This is a genomic window from Mycolicibacterium moriokaense, from assembly GCF_010726085.1.
Taxonomy (GTDB): domain Bacteria; phylum Actinomycetota; class Actinomycetes; order Mycobacteriales; family Mycobacteriaceae; genus Mycobacterium; species Mycobacterium moriokaense.
The window spans coordinates 35,883-52,907 of record NZ_AP022560.1; the positions used below are offsets into that span (position 1 = coordinate 35,883).

The window sequence follows — 17,025 nt, forward strand, 5'->3', positions numbered from 1 at the left end:
CCGCACGCACGCGGGAACCCGACGACTGTGACCCACGACGTCGAGAAGCGATTTGACCGGCCCGGCGCGTTCCGCGCTGCGGCAACCTACGTCGGTGTCGTTGTGGCCGTCGCGGGGCTCATCTTCGCCGTATACGCACTGACCGCGCGGGGTTCGGTGGTCACTGCTTCCCTGGTGCCCGCGACCCTGTTCGTCGGCGGCGTCGGCGCGTTCGTCAGGACGTACCGCGAGTGGAAGGCCGAGGGCGGATGGGTTGCCTGGCAGGGCGCGGGCTGGTTCCTGCTGACCTTGATGCTGGTGTGCCTGGCGATTCCCGGCGCAGCGATGCAGACGGACTAGGGGACGATCGAGTCGACGTAGCCGCCGTCGACACGTAGCGCGCCGCCGGTTGTCGCCGAGGCCTGCGTCGACGCCAGGTAGGTCACCATGTTGGCGATCTCTTCTGGTTCGATGAGACGTTCCAGCAGCGACTGCGGTCGGTGTTTCCGCATGAACTCGCGCTGCGCCTCCTCCCAGGGCAATGACTTGTCGACGAGTTGATAGACGAAATCCTCGACGCCCGCGGTGTGGGTCGGTCCCGCGATCACGGAGTTCACGGTGACACCGGTGCCCGAGGCGTCCTTGGCGAACCCGCGCGACAACGCCAACAGGGCGGTCTTCGAGACGCCGTAGTGGATCATCTCCTCGGGGATCACAATCGCGGAGTCGCTGGCGATCTGGATGACCCGACCCCAGCCGCGCTCGGTCATCGCAGGCAGGTAACTGCGGATAAGTCGTGCTGCGGCAAGCACATTCACCTCGAAGTAGGTGCGCCACTGCTCGTCGGTGATCTCGCGCGCGGGAACCGCCCCGAAGATACCGAGATTGTTCACCAGGATGTCGACGTCGGGCAGCCGCTTCAGCAACTCGGCGGCTCCGTCGTCGGTCGCCACGTCGGCGGCCACCCCGATGGCGTCACCACCGAGTGAGGCGACGGCCTCGTCGACGCGCTGCTGCGAGCGCCCGTTGACGACGACACGGGCACCGCTGTCGGCCAATCCCTGCGCGATCGCCAGCCCGATGCCCTGGGTGGACCCGGTGACGAGCGCTGTCTTTCCGGCCAGATCAATGTTCACGCTGTCGTACTACCACCGCGACAGCAGAACTATTCCGAGTCGCGCAGACTCACGCTTTCTCGTCGCCGACACTCATTTCGCGGAGTTCGCGCTTGAGAACCTTTCCGGTCGGGTTGCGTGGCAGCTCGTCGAGGAAGATGACCTCGCGGGGCACCTTGTAGCGCGCGAGGTTCTCCCGCACGTATGCCTTGATGGCGTCCTCGTCGATCGAGGCGCCCTCGGCCTTGACCACGAAGCAGCGCAGCCGGTGGCCCCACTCCTTGTCTTCCACGCCGAGCGCGGTGGCCTCGATGACCTCCGGATGGCCGCTCACCAGATCCTCGATCTCGGCGGGGAACACGTTCTCGCCGCCGGACACGATCATCTCGTCGTCGCGACCGCTGACGTACAGCAGGCCGTGCTCGTCGAAGTAGCCGACGTCACCGGAGGACATCAGCCCGTCGATGATCTGCTTATGGCCGCCGCCGGTGTAGCCCTCGAAGGGAAAGGTGTTGCCCACGAAGATGCGCCCCACTTCGCCCTGCGGTAGTTCATTGCCGTTGTCGTCGAGGATTTTGACCTTCACACCCTTGACGACGGGGCCGACCGTGGCCGGGTTGATCGACAGATCCTTGGGCCGCGCGATGGTCGCGAACGCGATCTCCGTCGATCCGTAGAGGTTGTACACGATGGGGCCCAGTTCCTTGAGCGCACGGGTGGCCAGTTCGGCTCCGAGCTGTGACCCCGATACGAACACGATGCGCAATGAGGACAGGTCCGGTTTGGGCTGGGTCTTGTCGAGTTCGTCGAGCAGACGCGACAACATCACCGGGACCACCACAATCGCGGTGGCCCTGTGCTTCTCGATGTCCGCGAGAACGGTTGCCGGTTTGAAGCGACGCCTCAGCACCAGGGTGGTGCCGAGCATCATCGCGATGGTGGCGTGCAGGAAGCCGAGGGCATGGAACATCGGCGCCGGGAGCGAGGTCACCTCGTTCGCCTTGAACGGCACGTGGGACAACACGCCGCCGATGGGCGCCAGCGACGGCGGGGTGCTGCGGTTGGCGCCCTTCGGGGTGCCGGTGGTGCCACTGGTCAGGATGATGACCGACGAATGCTTGGTCACCTTGGGTGCGCGCGCCGAACTGCTGCGCGCGATCAGGTCGGCGATCGTTTCGTCGGTGCTGCCGGACGGCTCGTCCTTGTCCGGATTGGTCGGCAGCGCACGCAGCTTGCCGAAATCGGGCTCGGCCTGCGAGACGGCGGCGGTGTACTCGTCGTCGTAGATGATGACTTTCGCGCCCTCACGTTCGGAGACCTCTTTGATCTGCGGCCCCGAGAACTCGCTGTTGAGCAGAATGATACGAGCCCCGGTACGGGCCGCGCCATACACCGATACCAGGAACCACCGGTGGTTGCGCGCCAGGATCGCCACCCCGTCGCCACCCCTGACGCCCATCGCCAACAGACCGTTGGCCAATGCGTGCGCGGCATCGTCGAGTTCTTTGAACGTGAACTCGCCGTCGTCGTCGATGACGGCGAGGCGATCAGGGGTACGGCGCGCATTCAACGCGGGGATCATGCCGAATTCACCCCAGCGCAGGATATCGGCGAGGAACGCGGCGACGTTCTGCGGAGCCTCCAGCTTTAGAGCACCCGCTTCGAACATCTTGCGTGCGTAGTGCAGTTCGGCCGACCCGCGCTCGGCATACTGCTGAATTTTGGCCGCTGCCTGCAACGGAAGATCAGTTAGCTTGGGCATGAATCCACAATATGTGACGCACGTCGCATGCCGGCTCGGAACCTAACATGGACCCATGCCCGCTCCGCTCGAGTTGGAGGTCGACGGTCAGCGGGTGCCCATCACCAACCCCGACAAGATCGTTATCCCGGACCCCGGGGACATTCCTGGCGGCACGGGCCTCACCAAGATGGATTTGATCCGCTACTACCTGCGCGTCGCCGACGGTGCGCTTCGCGGGGTAGCCGACCGGCCGATGATCCTGAAGCGGTTCGTCAAGGGCATCACCGAAGAAGCCGTGTTCCAGAAGCGCGCTCCGGCGAAACGCCCCGACTTCGTCGACGTCGCGGAGTTGAAATATGCGTCCGGGACGTCGGCCAAGGAAGCGGTGCTGCACGACGCCGCAGGCCTGGTCTGGGCGGTCAATCTCGGCTGCATCGACCTCAATCCCCACCCGGTGCGCGCCGACGATCTGGCACATCCCGACGAACTGCGCGTCGACCTCGACCCGATGCCCGGGGTGGACTGGCGCCAGATCGTGGACGTGGCACTGGTCGCACGCGGTGTGCTCGAGGACTACGGGTTGACGGCGTGGCCGAAGACCTCCGGATCCCGGGGGTTTCACATCTATGCGCGGATCGAACGGCGCTGGCCGTTCAAGCAGGTGCGCCTCGCCGCCCAGACCATCGCGCGCGAGGTGGAACGGCGAGCCCCCGACCTGGCAACCAGCCGCTGGTGGAAGGAAGAGCGCGAGGGCGTTTTCGTCGACTTCAACCAGAACGCGTTCGACCGCACGGTGGCGTCGGCCTACTCGGTGCGGGCCACCCCCGATGCGCGGGTGTCGACGCCCCTGCTGTGGGACGAGGTCCCCGGCTGCCGTCCTGAGGAATTCACCGTCGCCACCGTTCCCGACCGATTCGATGACCGCGGCGACCCGTGGGAGGGACTCGACGACTCGGCGGGCAGGCTCGATGCGCTGCTCCAGCTCGCCGAGGAACTCGGCCCACCGGAGAAGGCGCCGCGCGGCGCGAAAGGAGCGAGGGGTCGCGATGGGCGCCGTGTCTCGTCGAAGCCCCTCATCGAGATCGCCCGCACCAAAACCAAAGACGAGGCGATGGCGGCGCTCGACACGTGGCGCGGACGTTACCCGTCAGTAGCCGAAAAGCTCGAAGCTCCAGACGTTCTGGTAGACGGCATGCGGGGGCCCAGTTCGATCTGGTACCGCATCCGCATCAACCTGCAACATGTCCCCGAGGATGAGCGGCCGCCGCAGGAACCGTTGATCGCCGATTACAACCCATGGGAGAACTATTCCGGGCCGCAATGGATGCGCGGCACCTGACGGTTTGCCTTTCACGCCAAAGTGTGTTCTTACGAAAGTATTAGCGTTGGCACCCGGTTGCCTTACTTTGGCTCACTACCTTGAGGGGCAGGTGATCGAGAGGAGGCACGCATGTACGGCAATCCGGCATTCGACTGCGGTGGTGCACAGGTGCGTACAGTGTGCCGCCAGTTGGCGACGGTGGTGACGGTCCAAGGCACTGTCGACGCCACCAATATCGAGCGAATCACCGCACTCGCAGTGCGGTCCATCATCGCGGAGAAGGCCTTCATACTCGATCTCAGCGGTGTGGATTCTTTTTCCGCACACGAACTTTCACTGCTGTCCGCCGTTGACGAACGGTGCTTTTGCAGCGATGTGGACTGGTCGTTGATTGCGAGCGAACCGGTGCTACGCGAGGTTTCCGACCTGAATTTCCCGATCGCGGACTCGGTACCCGACGCACTCCATCAATTCGCGGAGAGCATCGACGAGCGTCGCCACCTGTTCTCACCCTTGCTCACCGTGAAAAGCGCCTAGCGGAAGGTCGTGACAATGCTTCTCGACATCCGCTGGCTCGCATTCCTCTTCGGCCGACGTCATTCGACCAAACGCACCACCCCTGCTACCCAGTAGGGGTATGCGCTGGATCGTCGATGGCATGAACGTCATCGGATCCCGCCCCGACGGCTGGTGGCGAAACCGCCGACGTGCCATGTCCACGTTGGTGGAGCGCCTCGAGCAATGGGCGTCCCGCGAGGGTGCCGACGTGACCGTGGTGTTCGAACATCCGCTGTCGCCACCGCTTGAATCGTCGGTCATCACGGTCGCGCACGCGCCGAGGGCCGCGGCGAACTCCGCCGACGACGAGATCGTCGCAATGATCTCCGCCGCGGATGACCTGCAGGACATCCGCGTCGCCACCTCAGATCGAGCGCTGTCCGAGCGGGTCAGCGCCCTCGGCGCGACCGTCTACCCCGCGCAGCGCCTTCGCGATCTCATCGACCCTCGCTGACCCGGTCGCCCGTCCAGTTGGCCAGTAGCTGCAGGGCGGTCTCCGATGGCGATCCCGCTTCGGCGGTATAGATGCACAGCGTCTGGTCGGGGTCGGCGAGTAAAGCCAGCGATTCATAGTTGACGGTGATGTCGCCCACCAGCGGATGGTGGTAGCGCTTGGTGCCGTGGGTGCGTTCGCGCACATTGTGGTCGGCCCACCAGCGACGGAATTCCGGGCTCTGGACCGAGAGTTCGCCCACCAACTCGACCAGTAGCGGATCGTCGGGTGGCGTCCGGCGTCGAGCCGAAGTATCGCGACGTTGTCGCGGGCCACCTCCTCCCAGTCCACGAACAGCTCGCGCGTCGACTCGTCAAGAAAGGTGTAGCGCAACAAGTTTCGCCACGCGGCGGCATCGCATCGAAAAGGCCCATCAGTGTGCGGGCCAGCTTGTTGGCGGCGAGCACATCCATTCGGCGGCCGAACACGAACGCGGGCGTCACGTCATCGAGCGTCTCGAGTAGGCGCCACACCCCCGGCCGCACCCGCTGCACGGGTGCCGGCGCACGACGACGCGGACGCCGTGAAGTCTTTGCGATGCGGAACAGATAGGCGCCCTCAGTGTGAACGTCCAGCAGCTCACCATCATGCCGACGGCGCAGGCTTCATAGCACCTGGGTAGCAGCGCTCCACGCGGGCGAGCGGCCGAGATGGCGGAGAACGCTATCGAGGTCGCTCGCCCCGTCCCTGGGCGCAAGGGCCCTCGCGAAGGGCGAGCCGTTCCCCGCCCGGAAATCGCCGTCCGGGACGGCGAGCGCGATCGGCAGCACAGCGCTCACCACGTCGGGCGGCAGGTCGAAAGGGACGTCGATGCTGCGTGCGACGTCCCAGCCGTGAACGACGTAATCGACGAAGTGGAACCCGATTGCCATCGAACCCGGGACCACGGCGTCGGGACCGAATTCGGGTAACGCGAAGGGCGCGTCGAGCACGCCTTCCGCGTCGAAGGCGTCGAGCAGATCCGCGGCAGCAGCCGCATAGGCGCCCGCCGGATCCGCTGCCACCGCATCGGCGACCCAGGAGGGCTGCCATACCGCGAGATCGGCGCCGTGACCTCGCGCGGCAGCGGCAAATCCGTTGTGCTGCACGATCATATGCGCCAGCAGATCGGCGAGATTCCAACCGGAGCAGGGTGTCGGGCGATCGAGGTCGTCGATCGTCACCGATGCCACGACGTCGACGGAGGCCGACACTGCGTGACGATGGAAAAGACGAAGATCATCATTAATCTGCATACGCTTATGATAAGCGTATGCAGATGATTGGTCAATGTCTAGTATTCGTCCATGCCGCCCAAGCTCGTGCCGTCCAAGTCAAGGCGTCCCGACCTCGCAGCGATGTTGGCTCCACTGATTCGGGAGCTGATCGTTGAAGAGCGCCCGGTGCTCGAGAAGCACAACCTGACGATGTGGGGCTACAGCGTGCTGCTGGCACTCGACGAGGCACCGATGCGGACCCAGGCCGCGCTGGCCGATGCGATCGGCGCCGACAAGACGCGCATCATCCCGACTCTCGACGAGTTGCAGGCAAAGGGGTACATCGAGCGACGCGTCGATCCCGACGATCGGCGCGTCCGGTTGCTCGCCATCACCAAATCGGGACGTGACGTCAAGGACCGGGTCCAGGCGGACATCCAACGCGGCGAGGAACGTTGGCTTTCGGTGCTCTCGGCCGACGAACGCCGCGTGTTCCTGCGCGCGTTGCAAAAAATGACGCGCCTTGGCCCAACCCCTAGGGTCGAAGAGTGAATCGCCTCGATCGCTTCTTTGAGATCTCGGCGCGGGGATCGTCGCTGACCAATGAGATCCGCGGCGGCGTGGTCACGTTCATCGCGATGGCCTACATCATCGTGCTGAACCCGATCATCCTGTCGGGCCCCGACGACGTCACGGGTGAGTCGCTGGAGTTCGGCCAGGTATCGGCGGTGACCGCGTTGGCCGCGGGCACGATGACGATCCTGTTCGGCCTCATCGCGCGGCTCCCGTTCGCATTCGCGGCGGGTCTGGGCATCAATTCGTTCGTCGCCACGACGCTGGTCGGCTCGATGACATGGGCCGAGGCGATGGGGCTCGTTGTCATCAACGGCCTCATCATCGTGGTCCTGGCGGCGACCGGTCTGCGGCGGCTCGTCTTCGACGCTGTGCCAATGCAACTGAAGCTCGCGATCACCGCGGGTATCGGCCTGTTCCTGCTGTTCATCGGCCTGGTCGACGCGGGCTTCATCGGGTCGACGGGCGTGCCGTCACCGCCGGTAGGACTCGGCGTGGGCGGTGCCGGTTCGATCACCACTGTGCCTGCCGCCGTCTTCGCCTTCACGCTGGTGGTGAGCGGAATCCTCGTGGTGCGCAAGGTGCGCGGCGGCATCCTCATCGGGCTCGCAGTGGGCACCGCCGTCGCGGTGGTGATCGAGGCGATCTGGCATCTCGGGTCGGCGGTGGACAAACCGGGCGGGTGGAGCCTGTCGGTGCCGACGCTGTCGGGATCGCCGTTCGCGCTGCCGGACCTGTCGCTCGTCGGGGACTTCAGCCTGCACGGCAGCTTCAGCCGTATCGGAGTCATCGCCGCCACAATGTTCGTCTTCACCCTGGTGTTCGCCAACTTCTTCGACGCGATGGGCACCATGACCGGGCTTGCCCGCGAGGCGGGGGTGGCCGACGACAAGGGCACGTTCCCGCGGCTGCGCGCGGCGCTGATCGTCGAGGGTGCGGGTGCGGTCGCGGGCGGCGCGGCGTCGGCGTCGTCGAACACCGTCTTCATCGAGTCGGGCGCGGGCATCGAGGACGGCGCACGGACCGGGTTGGCGAATCTGGTCACCGGCGTGCTGTTTCTGGCCGCGATGTTCGTCTCGCCGCTGGCGTCGATCGTGCCGACCGAGGTGGCGGCCGCCGCGCTTGTGATCGTCGGTGCGCTCATGGTGTCGCAGTTGCGCCACATCGACATCTCCGAGTTCTCGGTGGCTCTGCCGGTCGTGCTGACCGTCGCGGTCATGCCGTTCTCCTACTCGATCGCCAACGGCATCGGCGTCGGCTTCATCGCGTGGGTGGTGACCCGTTCCGCTGCCGGGAAGGCGAAGGAGATCAGTCCGCTGCTGTGGATCGTCGCCGCGGGCTTCCTGGTGTACTTCGCGCGCGGCTGGATCGAGTCGCTATTAGGGATGTGACTGTGGGTAACCTCCACACCATGGAGACTGGATGAGCGCGGGCCTGTTCGGACTTCTCGACGATGTCGCCACGCTGGCCAAGCTGGCTGCGGCCTCAGTCGACGACATCGGCGCCGCGACGGGACGGGCGACCGCGAAGGCTGCGGGTGTGGTCATCGACGACACCGCGGTGACGCCGCAATACGTACACGGCATCACCGCCGACCGCGAACTGCCGATGATCAAGCGAATCGCGATCGGGTCGCTGCGCAACAAGCTGATATTCATCCTGCCCGCAGCGTTGTTGCTCAGTGAGTTCGCACCATGGCTGGTGATGCCGATCCTGATGATGGGCGCCACGTTCCTCTGCTACGAGGGTGCGGAGAAGGTATTGCGCTGGCTGCCCGGCCACCGGCACGAGGCGCACGCCACACCCGCGGTGCCCGCCTCCGGCGACACCGAGCGTGAGTTGACCGCGGGCGCCATTCGCACCGACTTCATCCTGTCGGCAGAGATTATGGTGATCGCGCTCAACGAGGTGGCCAGCGAGAGGTTCTGGTCGCGGTTCATCATTCTCGTCGCGGTCGCTGTGGTGATCACGGCGGCCGTCTACGGGGTGGTCGCGCTGATCGTCAAGATGGACGACATCGGCCTGCATTTCGCGGAACGGTCGTCGGCGTTCTCACAGAAGGTCGGGCGCGGGCTGGTGGCGTTCATGCCCAAACTGTTGTCCGCCTTGTCGACCATCGGCACCGTCGCGATGCTCTGGGTCGGCGGCCACATCCTGCTCTTGGGAACCGACACGCTCGGCTGGCACGCACCCTACGGCTTCGTGCACCACTTCGAGGACCTGATACACCGCACGATCGCCGACGGTATCGACGGCGTGCTCGCGTGGTTGGCCGACACCGCAGCGTCAGCACTGGTCGGGTTGGTCGTCGGATTGGTCGTCGTGGGAATCGTGCATGTGCTCCCGTTCGGTAAGAAGCGCGCTGAGAAGCACTGACTCATAAGGGTCTTGCCTCGGTTCATCCACGAGGCGCTGCAACCGTGCGACGGTGTCGCGGCCCGCCACGGGAATGAAGGTCACCAACCGTAGATTTGGATCGTCGGTGGGCGCCAGAATGTGCTGCTCCATGTAGAGATCGCCGACCACGGGGTGACGGAAATAACGCTCGCGGGAGGGCAGATTTTCGACACCAAAGCTCTCCCAGGCGGTCCGAAATGCGTCACTGGCTATCAGAAGTCGGCTGATGAGGTCGGCGAACGGCGGTTCATCCAAACGGGTTCCGACCTCGGCGCGAAACGACGCGACGTTGTAGGCGACGGTCAGTTCCCAGTCCGGCATTGCCTCGCGAAGGTAAAGATCGGTGCAAAGCAGCCACAGGAAGTTGCGGTCTGCCGCGGGTACCGTCGCCACGTTCGGGTACACCGCCTCGTATGCAGCGTTCCATCCCAACACGGTCCAGTCGGGCGCGATCACTAACACCGGGTAGTCCGCGAAGGCATCCAACAGCCGTCGTATGTGAGCGGGGAGCGTGCCGGAACTCGGGTCTTCGGTGGGTCGGGGTGTGCCGTAACCGGCCAGTGCCAACAGGTACACATGTTCGTTGTGCGACAACCGAAGCGCGCCCGCGAGTGAGTCGATCACCTGGCGCGACGCGGTGATATCGCGCCCCTGTTCAAGCCAGGTGTACCAGGTGACGCTGACCCCGGCGAGGTAGGCCACCTCTTCACGGCGCAGCCCGCAAGTCGTTCGTCCAGCGGGCAACCCGAAGTCGGCGCGCACCAGCTGACTCCGGCGCCTCCGGAGAAACTGGCCCATCACGGCAGCATTGTGTTTCACGGTTGCCTCAGCGCTTGTCCTCAGAACGGGTCCCCAGGTTCAGGGTGGCTCGTTTGTCAGGACTTATCACCCCGGTTGTCGTCCATCTTCATACCCGGCTAGCCGGAATCCGACGGCGCTGACCTGCTGGGATCGGGGTGGTAGTGCCACTACTAGCGGCGCCACTACCTGCACTTTTGCCTCGGGCGGTGCCATCGTCGTGTTAGTAACCGCAATTTCTGACAGCAGATGGGCAGGACCATGACGACATCCGAAATCGCGTCTTCTGCCACAGATTTCGCACATGGCACACCCGCTGCGGGGAACGCCGGCATTCGGGAACTGTACGAAGAGCACGGAACCGCGCTGTGGCACTACGCCTGGCGGTTGACCGGTGACGCGTCCCGCGCTCAGGATGTCGTGCAGGAGACGCTACTGCGCGCGTGGCAGCACCCTGAGGTGACCAACGACAGCGAGCGGTCTGCGAGGTCGTGGCTGTTCACGGTCGCCCGCAACATGATCATCGACGAGAGCCGCTCGCTGCGGTACCGCCGCGAAGTGAGCGCACTCAGCGGCGCCGGAGTCCCCGAACGCGCCAGCCAGGACGAGGTGAACGCCGCACTGGACCGGATGCTGATCAACGAAGCGCTGCGGCGACTCAGCCCCGAACACCTTGCGGTGGTTCAGCGCTCGTATGTGCAGGGATGGACGACGGCGGAGATCGCCGCCGACCTCGGAATCGCCGAGGGCACCGTGAAGTCGAGGCTGCACTACGCACTTCGCACGCTGCGACGCATCCTGCGCGAAATGGGCGTCAGGCCATAACCTCTGCGGCGGCCGACCGCACGGCCTCGGTGATGGCGCCGACCAACGGACTGTCGAGCTTCCAGCACTGCCAGAACAGCGGCACGTCGAGGTGAGCGTCGGCCACCCGAACGAACGAGCCGTCCGCGAGTTCCTGGGCCGCCAGGCTCTCCGGGAACATGCCCCACCCAAGTCCCGCTCGCACAGCCGAGCCGAAGCCTTCCGCCGTCGGCACGAAGTGCTGCGGGCGGGTGACATCACGGCGGAACACCTTGCGCATCAACATGTCCTGCAGCGCATCGTCACGATTCCATGCCAACGACGGCGCCGTCCCCACGGCGTGCGCGGTGAAGCCGTCGGGCAGATGCCGCGCGACGTACGACGGGGCGGCCACCGGTACGTAGCGCATCACTCCAAGAGGCTGCACCCGGCAACCTGATACCGGCGTGCGCTCGGTCGTCACCGCCCCCATCACCACCCCTTCGCGCAGCAGTCGAGCCGAATGGTCCTGGTCCTCGATGCGGATGTCGAGCAATACGTCGTCGATCACGTCGAACACGCCGGTGAACCACGTGGCCATCGAATCGGCGTTGACCGCCAACGCGATACGGGGTGCGGACGCGTTACCGCCTGCCATCTCGGACAGTGCCTCGGCCTCCAGCAGTGCCGTCTGCGCCGCCAGCCGCAACAGGGGAACGCCAGCCGTCGTGGCGACACAGGGCTTCTCGCGTATCACCAGCACCTGCCCGACCCGCTGTTCCAGCGCCTTGATGCGCTGGCTGATCGCCGACGGGGTGACATGGAGTCGGGCCGCCGCGGCATCGAACGACCCGTGTTCGATCACCGCCGCGAAGGCCGCCAACTGCTGGCCGTCGATCTGCACAACAGCGATGCTAATGCATATGGTGAGCTAGTTAGCGTTGCTGTTGCTCGACCGGGCGAGGCCTGGCGCCCAGATAGACCACCACCGCGGCGGCGGCCAGCGATAGCGCTCCGACCACCCACATCGCCAACTTCGCGTTGCCCGTCATCCCGGTCAGCCACCCGGTGATATAGGGCCCGCTGAATCCGCTGAGGTTTCCGATGGAGTTGATCAGCGCGATACCGCCCGCCGCGGCCAGTCCGGTGAGGAATGTCGAAGGCAGCGACCAGAATACGGGTAGGGCACACATGACCGAGCAGGTGGACAGGGTAACGGCGAGCATCGCCAGATAGGGATCGGTCATGTAGAGCGCCACCGGTATCGAGACGCCTCCCACGATGGCGGGAATCGCGACATGCCAAACCCTTTCGCCGGTGCGATCGGAGTGGCGGGCCCATGGCACCATCACAATGGCCGCGACGACGTAGGGTACCGCTGTCACGAGTCCGCGCTCGATGATGGTCAGATGCGTGCCGTACTGCTCCTGGAACCCCGCGACGATCGTCGGGAGGAAGAACCCCACCGCGTACAGGCCGTAGGTGATGCCAAAGTAGATGAACGCCAGCGCCAGGATCCTCGGGTGGCTGAGCGCCTTCTTCAACGGCCAGTGCTGGCCGGACTCGGCCATCGACCGTTCATAGTCCAATATTGTTTCCAGCCAGCCCTTTTCGTCAGCGTCGAGCCAGGCAGCCTCTGCCGGACGATCCGTCAGGTAGAACCAGCAGGCGAAGGCCAGGACGATGGCGGGCAGCCCCTCCACCAAGAACATGACACGCCAGCCGTCGAGCCCGAAAAGGCCATGGCCCCAATCGATGATCAGTGACGACAGGGTGGCCCCGGTCGCCGTCGACACCGGCACCGCGACCATGAACAGTGAGACCGCCCTGGAGCGTTGCTTTTCGGGGAACCAGAACGTGAGATAGAGAATGATTCCCGGAAAGAACCCCGCCTCCGCGACGCCCAGAAGGAATCGCAACACGATGAGGGTTTCCGCGTTGGGTACGAATGCGATTGCGGTGCTGATAATTCCCCACGTGAGCATGATGCGCGCCAGCCACCGGCGGCCACCGAACTTGTGGAGCGCAATGTTGCTCGGTACCTCCAACAGGACGTATCCGAGGAAGAAGATGCCCGAGGCGAAGCCGAACATCTTCGCGCTCATCGCGAGGTCTTCGTTCATACCGCTCGGTCCGGCGAAGCTGATGTTCACCCGATCGAGGTAGTTGACGAAATAGAGGAGGATCAGGAACGGGATCAGACGACGGGTGACTTTCGTCATCGTCTGTTGTCCCACCGGCGAATCCGGGAGGTGCGTGGTCATAGGTCTTCCTGCGGCTCAGCCTTTCTGCACAGCGTTGGCCCCCAAGGTGCTCATCGAAGCAGATTTCGGCAGCCTCCTGCCGACGAACCGAAACAATTGCGTAGGCTGACATTTGGTGTGACGTTTCGACTTCCCCGCCCCGACCTCAACGCCGACGGTCGTCGGTATGGTGGCGGCGATGCCGGTGCCACGCGTGAACGGGGCCGGACGACCACCGCTGGGCCTGCGGCTGACGGCGGTATTCGTCGGAGCCACCGCGATCTGGATCCTGCTGTCCGCGGGCGTTGCCGTGGTCTTTGGCGAGAGCTACTCCCGCCCTGCCCACATTGTGCGTGCGGTCGGAGCGACGGTCCTGACGGTGCCCCTGATCGTGGTGGCGCGCCGACTGCTCGACCGGGCATCGTTCTCCGATCTCGGGCTCACCCCACTGCGCGTTGGATGGCGGCCATTACTGGTCGGCGCGTTGTGTTGGGCGATCCCCGTGACCATCTCCGGCTCGGTCGTCGTCGTACTGGGCTGGGCGAAACTGACCGTGACCGCGCCGGTGGGCAGTCTGGTCGGCGGGTTGGCCGCGGTGACCGTGCTGGTGTTCCTCTACGAAGCGCTGCCGGAGGAGCTGATCTTCCGCGGCTACTTCTACGCCAACCTCGCCGAGCGCTGGCAACCCAGCGTGACCGTGTTGGTCCAAGCCGCACTATTCACGTTGTGGGCCGGCGCGATCGGGGCCGCCGCGTCGATCGACCGAATCCTGCTTCTCTTCGCTTTCGGGTGTGCGCTTGGCGTTCTCCGGGCCGCTACCGCACACCTGTGGACCACCATAGGTTTTCACTGGGCCTTCCAGGTGACCGCGCAGTTCCTGGGTCCGAGTTGGGACGCCGTCGAACTCGACGACCCGGAGCTCGCATTCGGGGCGGCGATCAGCGTGATCCCCTTCATGGTCACGCTGCCAGTGGCGGCGCTACTCGCACGACGCCGCATGTAGGTTGCCAAATTGCGTGTCATTTGTCCGCGCGTCGACCAGGTACAACCGTGGCATTGCCATTGAAATGCCGGCCGGGCTTTGCCATCTAAATGTCGAATCCTAGAACCGAACGGTTGTCCCAGAAATCGCACGGTGTCACCGCTGACATCTCGCGCGGAGTCGTTCCTGCAAGCTGCTAGTCGTCGATCGCGTTCGCGGAAAACCTTGTCCTGGAGGGGATTGCCGCGTCGATCGCTAGCGTCGGTGACGCCTATGCGATCGTTTCGCGAATAGTCACAAGACGGCCGAATATGGGCCCAGGCCTACACAGACCGCGCTCTGGGGGCCGCCCGCGGTCCCGGCGAGCTCCACGCCGCAGCCCTTGCCGCTCGAGATGTACGTGGTCCCCGGAACGTACGGGGTGAAGTACACCTGCGCGGTAGACTCAGCGGGGCGGCTCGCACATTGACCGGCGCCGGAGCTTCCTTCTGCGTTGATGCAGACGACTTGCCGGGTGGGAACAATGGACCCGGTGCATGGGTACGGAGTAACGGTTGCGGTCACCATGTTGGCGCCCGAAACCTCAACCAGCTGGGGCAGGGACAACGTGTAGGCGCACGAAGGTTTGTCTGCCGGGCTCGGCGAGGGCCTTGCCGTCACTATTGTGTCCGCGGGGCCGAAAACGGTCGATGCAAACCCCAACGTCGCCAGCGCCACCGCGTGGAGCAGCAAGTGCCGACTTCGTTGTGCTGACATTGCTTGAGCGCACACATATCCGTTGTGGCTACGTCGGCGGTGATAAGTGCGAGGCCAGACCCTCGCCGGAGACGCTGTTGGACCACGTCCGTATCGCTCGCCCGACAACGCCGCGCCGCCTAGCTCTTCGGGCACGAATGTCGGGTGTAGACGCTTCGATGACGTCCGCCTCCGACAATTGATAGCCGTCACCACACGCGGCAAGATCCAGTCGGTCATTCGTGAGTAGTCCAGTACTGCGCCAGTGAAATCTGGAGCATACGAACTGGTGTCGGGCTCAGTTCGGGTGCTGAGTGATTCCAGGGTGGCGTCTGGTTTTCCGCACGGGCGCCGACGCCATCCATCGTGTCGCGGTTTTGCTCTGCGCGGGTGACCCTCGCGCACGTACCGCAGACGATCGCCTGGCGACCGCTAGCTTGCCTCTTCGCAGTTTTTCGGGTCATCGCGGTACCTCCATTACTCGTTTACTTGATTGGGGCGTTGCCGGGTTGGCCGTAGACCGCGACCACCACGCTGCGGTCAAGGCTGTTCTCAGACCACACTCCGATGGCCGTGTTGGCGCAGTCCTGCATGATCGCGCGCGCGTGGGCGTCGTGCCACCACTGGTTGAGGATCTCGATTCCGTTTATGGACAGGGCGGGGTTGATCGCCACCGTTTGGGCCACTTTGCCTTGGAAGCCGGCCGCGTTGGCTCGGTCCTGCGGCGTGGACCCGTCCGAACCGATGTCGCCGTCGACGAAACGGTTGTCGCGCACGTCGAACGTGTGCCGTCGCGCAGCTTCGATGAGACGTTCGTCCAACCGGGGTTCTGTAGTACAGCCGTTCTGGTGTTGAGCGGTGTAAATGTTGGCGAAGACGCCGTTGTTGAGCCGCTTGTTGTCAGCGGAGGCAGCAGGCGAGGTCACTAACAGCGTGGTGGCGGTAACCAGCATCACCGCTGGCGTGACGGCGTAGCGTTGCATTGCGGCCTTTACCCTCATCGGGCGATCTCCTCGGCGGTCCGTTCTTCCCGTGGTTGCACTTCGACATCAGCAATGCTCGGCCCTTGCAATGTGACCCGACCGTAGAGGCGGTGTCGCTCGCTTTCGCCTCGATCATGGTGGGTGGACACGGCTAACATGATGTAGCGGGCAGCCGTGATCAGGCGAACTTTGTTCCGACCGTGAATGCGTCTCTGCGCGCCGCGATATCAGTGTTCCAGGCGTCATGGGTGGCGTGGACCGCTTGGGTTGGTTCAGCCTCGCGGTAGTCGTGCTCCCATACTCTTCGCTGGCACATGTGGTGGGAAGTTCGACGGCTTCGGTCAAGTCGGCCAATGTCGAGGCACCGTTTGCCCGCGGCATGTTCGGATCCGTCGGGGTTCCTGGGTTGACGGCGTCGGCGTTTCTCCACATCGCTACGTCCGGTCGAATAGTCGACTGGTGCTCGGGCCTCATAAGCAATTGCCGGCAGCGCCGACTCGAATATGCGACCGTAGACCGGGCATCACGGGACGAACTCGACGTTCGATGCTTTGGTACCGACACCGTCATCTTGTAGATGGATCCGCATGCGCCAGGACCGCGGCGGCCCACCGGGTGTACCTGGGGTCACCGTCTTCACCGTCAGCGCTACCGGGACCCGCGCCACATTTCCTTGCTGGGACTCCAGTCCCGCTTCTGTCACCGCGCCCTCAGATTTCGACTGCGCTTGCCGAACTAATTCGACGAATGCCTGAGACCGCTGCTGGAAGTCGTCATGGAATGTGCCGGTCGGGTCAAGAATACGTCGCACATTGGTGTCCGCGTTTCTCGCGTCAATGGTCGACAAGTTCAATGCCACTTGACGACCCACCTGCAGGAACAGATTGCGCTGGTCCTCCGCGCGACTCGACTCGAAGGCCCGGTAGCCTGACCAGGCCGCGAGACCGATCAGCAACACAACAACAAGCAGTGCACCGACCATGGCCGATCGGATCCCGAGCGCGTGCCGGGGGCCGGCGCGGCATCGGAGTCCGGTGACCTGTCGGGATCCGCCGTGGGTGTATGCCGCCGGGATCCATCCGAGGTTGCCTCTTCTCCGCGGCTTCCGTGCTGCGGTTCGCCGGC

At 64.6% G+C, this 17,025-nt stretch carries 17 protein-coding genes and 1 pseudogene; 9 read left to right on the forward strand and 9 right to left on the reverse strand.

Annotated elements, in window-relative coordinates:
- Positions 1-27: 27 nt before the first annotated feature.
- Positions 28-339 carry a hypothetical protein gene (locus G6N43_RS00160; RefSeq protein ID WP_083152631.1) on the forward strand — a complete coding sequence of 104 codons (312 nt, stop codon included), beginning with the start codon at positions 28-30 and terminating at the stop codon, positions 337-339.
- Here G6N43_RS00160 and G6N43_RS00165 read toward each other — a convergent pair.
- Both G6N43_RS00165 and fadD2 read right to left on the reverse strand, forming a co-directional pair.
- Positions 336-1,115, reverse strand: a complete 780-nt coding sequence (locus tag G6N43_RS00165) for an SDR family NAD(P)-dependent oxidoreductase (protein WP_083152628.1) — start codon at positions 1,113-1,115, stop codon at positions 336-338. The genes G6N43_RS00160 and G6N43_RS00165 overlap by 4 nt on opposite strands.
- Positions 1,116-1,164: 49 nt before the next feature.
- Complete coding sequence (fadD2, locus tag G6N43_RS00170) at positions 1,165-2,856, reverse strand: long-chain-fatty-acid--CoA ligase FadD2 (protein ID WP_083152615.1); 1,692 nt, start codon at positions 2,854-2,856, stop codon at positions 1,165-1,167.
- A gap of 55 nt (positions 2,857-2,911) precedes the next feature.
- Between fadD2 and G6N43_RS00175 the strand changes: the two genes are divergently transcribed.
- The 3 genes from G6N43_RS00175 to G6N43_RS00185 all read left to right on the forward strand — a co-directional run bounded on the left by G6N43_RS00175 (position 2,912) and on the right by G6N43_RS00185 (position 5,171).
- A complete protein-coding gene (locus G6N43_RS00175; RefSeq protein WP_083152613.1) occupies positions 2,912-4,177 on the forward strand; it encodes a DNA polymerase domain-containing protein in 1,266 nt (421 codons plus the stop codon).
- Between the two features lie 111 nt (positions 4,178-4,288).
- Positions 4,289-4,696 (forward strand): STAS domain-containing protein, encoded by a 408-nt coding sequence (locus tag G6N43_RS00180; protein WP_179967947.1) that lies wholly within the window; start codon positions 4,289-4,291, stop codon positions 4,694-4,696.
- Positions 4,697-4,796: 100 nt separating this feature from the next.
- A complete protein-coding gene (locus G6N43_RS00185; RefSeq protein WP_083152610.1) occupies positions 4,797-5,171 on the forward strand; it encodes an NYN domain-containing protein in 375 nt (124 codons plus the stop codon).
- Here G6N43_RS00185 and G6N43_RS30985 read toward each other — a convergent pair.
- Positions 5,155-5,704: pseudogene (locus tag G6N43_RS30985) on the reverse strand (MmyB family transcriptional regulator). The gene G6N43_RS00185 and the pseudogene G6N43_RS30985 sit on opposite strands and share 17 nt — an antisense overlap.
- Positions 5,705-5,815: 111 nt before the next feature.
- Complete coding sequence (locus G6N43_RS00195) at positions 5,816-6,445, reverse strand: TIGR03086 family metal-binding protein (RefSeq protein WP_083152604.1); 630 nt, start codon at positions 6,443-6,445, stop codon at positions 5,816-5,818.
- A 51-nt stretch (positions 6,446-6,496) separates the two neighbouring features.
- Here G6N43_RS00195 and G6N43_RS00200 point away from each other — a divergent pair, with 51 nt between their 5' ends.
- Genes G6N43_RS00200 through G6N43_RS00210 form a run of 3 tightly spaced genes read left to right on the forward strand, consistent with a single transcriptional unit; the run spans position 6,497 to position 9,355 of the window.
- Positions 6,497-6,958: a MarR family winged helix-turn-helix transcriptional regulator gene (locus tag G6N43_RS00200; protein ID WP_234810111.1), complete on the forward strand. Its 462-nt coding sequence runs from the start codon at positions 6,497-6,499 to the stop codon at positions 6,956-6,958.
- On the forward strand, positions 6,955-8,370 hold the full coding sequence (locus G6N43_RS00205) for an NCS2 family permease (RefSeq protein WP_083152601.1): 1,416 nt from the start codon (positions 6,955-6,957) through the stop codon (positions 8,368-8,370). The genes G6N43_RS00200 and G6N43_RS00205 overlap by 4 nt, the downstream gene beginning before the upstream one ends.
- 31 nt (positions 8,371-8,401) lie before the next feature.
- Positions 8,402-9,355, forward strand: a complete 954-nt coding sequence (locus G6N43_RS00210) for a DUF808 domain-containing protein (RefSeq protein ID WP_083152598.1) — start codon at positions 8,402-8,404, stop codon at positions 9,353-9,355.
- Here G6N43_RS00210 and G6N43_RS00215 read toward each other — a convergent pair.
- Positions 9,266-10,174 (reverse strand): helix-turn-helix transcriptional regulator, encoded by a 909-nt coding sequence (locus tag G6N43_RS00215; RefSeq protein WP_165761874.1) that lies wholly within the window; start codon positions 10,172-10,174, stop codon positions 9,266-9,268. The two genes, G6N43_RS00210 and G6N43_RS00215, sit on opposite strands and share 90 nt — an antisense overlap.
- A gap of 261 nt (positions 10,175-10,435) precedes the next feature.
- Here G6N43_RS00215 and G6N43_RS00220 point away from each other — a divergent pair, with 261 nt between their 5' ends.
- Positions 10,436-10,999, forward strand: coding sequence for a sigma-70 family RNA polymerase sigma factor (locus G6N43_RS00220; protein ID WP_083152798.1), 564 nt, complete (start codon positions 10,436-10,438; stop codon positions 10,997-10,999).
- Here the strand turns inward: G6N43_RS00220 and G6N43_RS00225 are convergent.
- On the reverse strand, positions 10,989-11,861 hold the full coding sequence (locus G6N43_RS00225) for a LysR family transcriptional regulator ArgP (protein WP_083152592.1): 873 nt from the start codon (positions 11,859-11,861) through the stop codon (positions 10,989-10,991). The genes G6N43_RS00220 and G6N43_RS00225 overlap by 11 nt on opposite strands.
- A 31-nt stretch (positions 11,862-11,892) precedes the next feature.
- Entirely contained in the window at positions 11,893-13,221 is a 1,329-nt protein-coding gene (locus tag G6N43_RS00230; protein WP_083152589.1) for an MFS transporter, read from the reverse strand.
- Between the two features lie 178 nt (positions 13,222-13,399).
- Between G6N43_RS00230 and G6N43_RS00235 the strand changes: the two genes are divergently transcribed.
- Positions 13,400-14,203: a CPBP family intramembrane glutamic endopeptidase gene (locus tag G6N43_RS00235; RefSeq protein WP_234810110.1), complete on the forward strand. Its 804-nt coding sequence runs from the start codon at positions 13,400-13,402 to the stop codon at positions 14,201-14,203.
- Between the two features lie 1,199 nt (positions 14,204-15,402).
- On the opposite strand, the gene G6N43_RS00240 is transcribed toward G6N43_RS00235, so the two are convergent.
- Together G6N43_RS00240 and G6N43_RS00245 are read right to left on the reverse strand one after the other, a co-directional pair.
- The gene (locus G6N43_RS00240) at positions 15,403-15,918 is read right to left on the reverse strand and encodes a CAP domain-containing protein (RefSeq protein WP_234810109.1); all 516 of its coding nucleotides are present in this window, start codon (positions 15,916-15,918) and stop codon (positions 15,403-15,405) included.
- A 505-nt stretch (positions 15,919-16,423) separates the two neighbouring features.
- Positions 16,424-16,882, reverse strand: coding sequence for an Rv1363c family protein (locus tag G6N43_RS00245; RefSeq protein WP_083152580.1), 459 nt, complete (start codon positions 16,880-16,882; stop codon positions 16,424-16,426).
- Positions 16,883-17,025 lie beyond the last annotated feature (143 nt).

Coding starts and splice junctions, on each gene's coding strand:
- fadD2 (WP_083152615.1), bottom strand. CDS start 2,856: ATGCCCAAGCTAACTGATCTTCCGTTGCAGGCAGCGGCCAAAATTCAG.
- G6N43_RS00175 (WP_083152613.1), top strand. CDS start 2,912: ATGCCCGCTCCGCTCGAGTTGGAGGTCGACGGTCAGCGGGTGCCCATC.
- G6N43_RS00180 (WP_179967947.1), top strand. CDS start 4,289: ATGTACGGCAATCCGGCATTCGACTGCGGTGGTGCACAGGTGCGTACA.
- G6N43_RS00185 (WP_083152610.1), top strand. CDS start 4,797: ATGCGCTGGATCGTCGATGGCATGAACGTCATCGGATCCCGCCCCGAC.
- G6N43_RS00195 (WP_083152604.1), bottom strand. CDS start 6,445: ATGCAGATTAATGATGATCTTCGTCTTTTCCATCGTCACGCAGTGTCG.
- G6N43_RS00200 (WP_234810111.1), top strand. CDS start 6,497: ATGCCGCCCAAGCTCGTGCCGTCCAAGTCAAGGCGTCCCGACCTCGCA.
- G6N43_RS00210 (WP_083152598.1), top strand. CDS start 8,402: ATGAGCGCGGGCCTGTTCGGACTTCTCGACGATGTCGCCACGCTGGCC.
- G6N43_RS00215 (WP_165761874.1), bottom strand. CDS start 10,174: ATGGGCCAGTTTCTCCGGAGGCGCCGGAGTCAGCTGGTGCGCGCCGAC.
- G6N43_RS00220 (WP_083152798.1), top strand. CDS start 10,436: ATGACGACATCCGAAATCGCGTCTTCTGCCACAGATTTCGCACATGGC.
- G6N43_RS00230 (WP_083152589.1), bottom strand. CDS start 13,221: ATGACCACGCACCTCCCGGATTCGCCGGTGGGACAACAGACGATGACG.
- G6N43_RS00235 (WP_234810110.1), top strand. CDS start 13,400: ATGCCGGTGCCACGCGTGAACGGGGCCGGACGACCACCGCTGGGCCTG.
- G6N43_RS00240 (WP_234810109.1), bottom strand. CDS start 15,918: ATGAGGGTAAAGGCCGCAATGCAACGCTACGCCGTCACGCCAGCGGTG.
- G6N43_RS00245 (WP_083152580.1), bottom strand. CDS start 16,882: ATGGTCGGTGCACTGCTTGTTGTTGTGTTGCTGATCGGTCTCGCGGCC.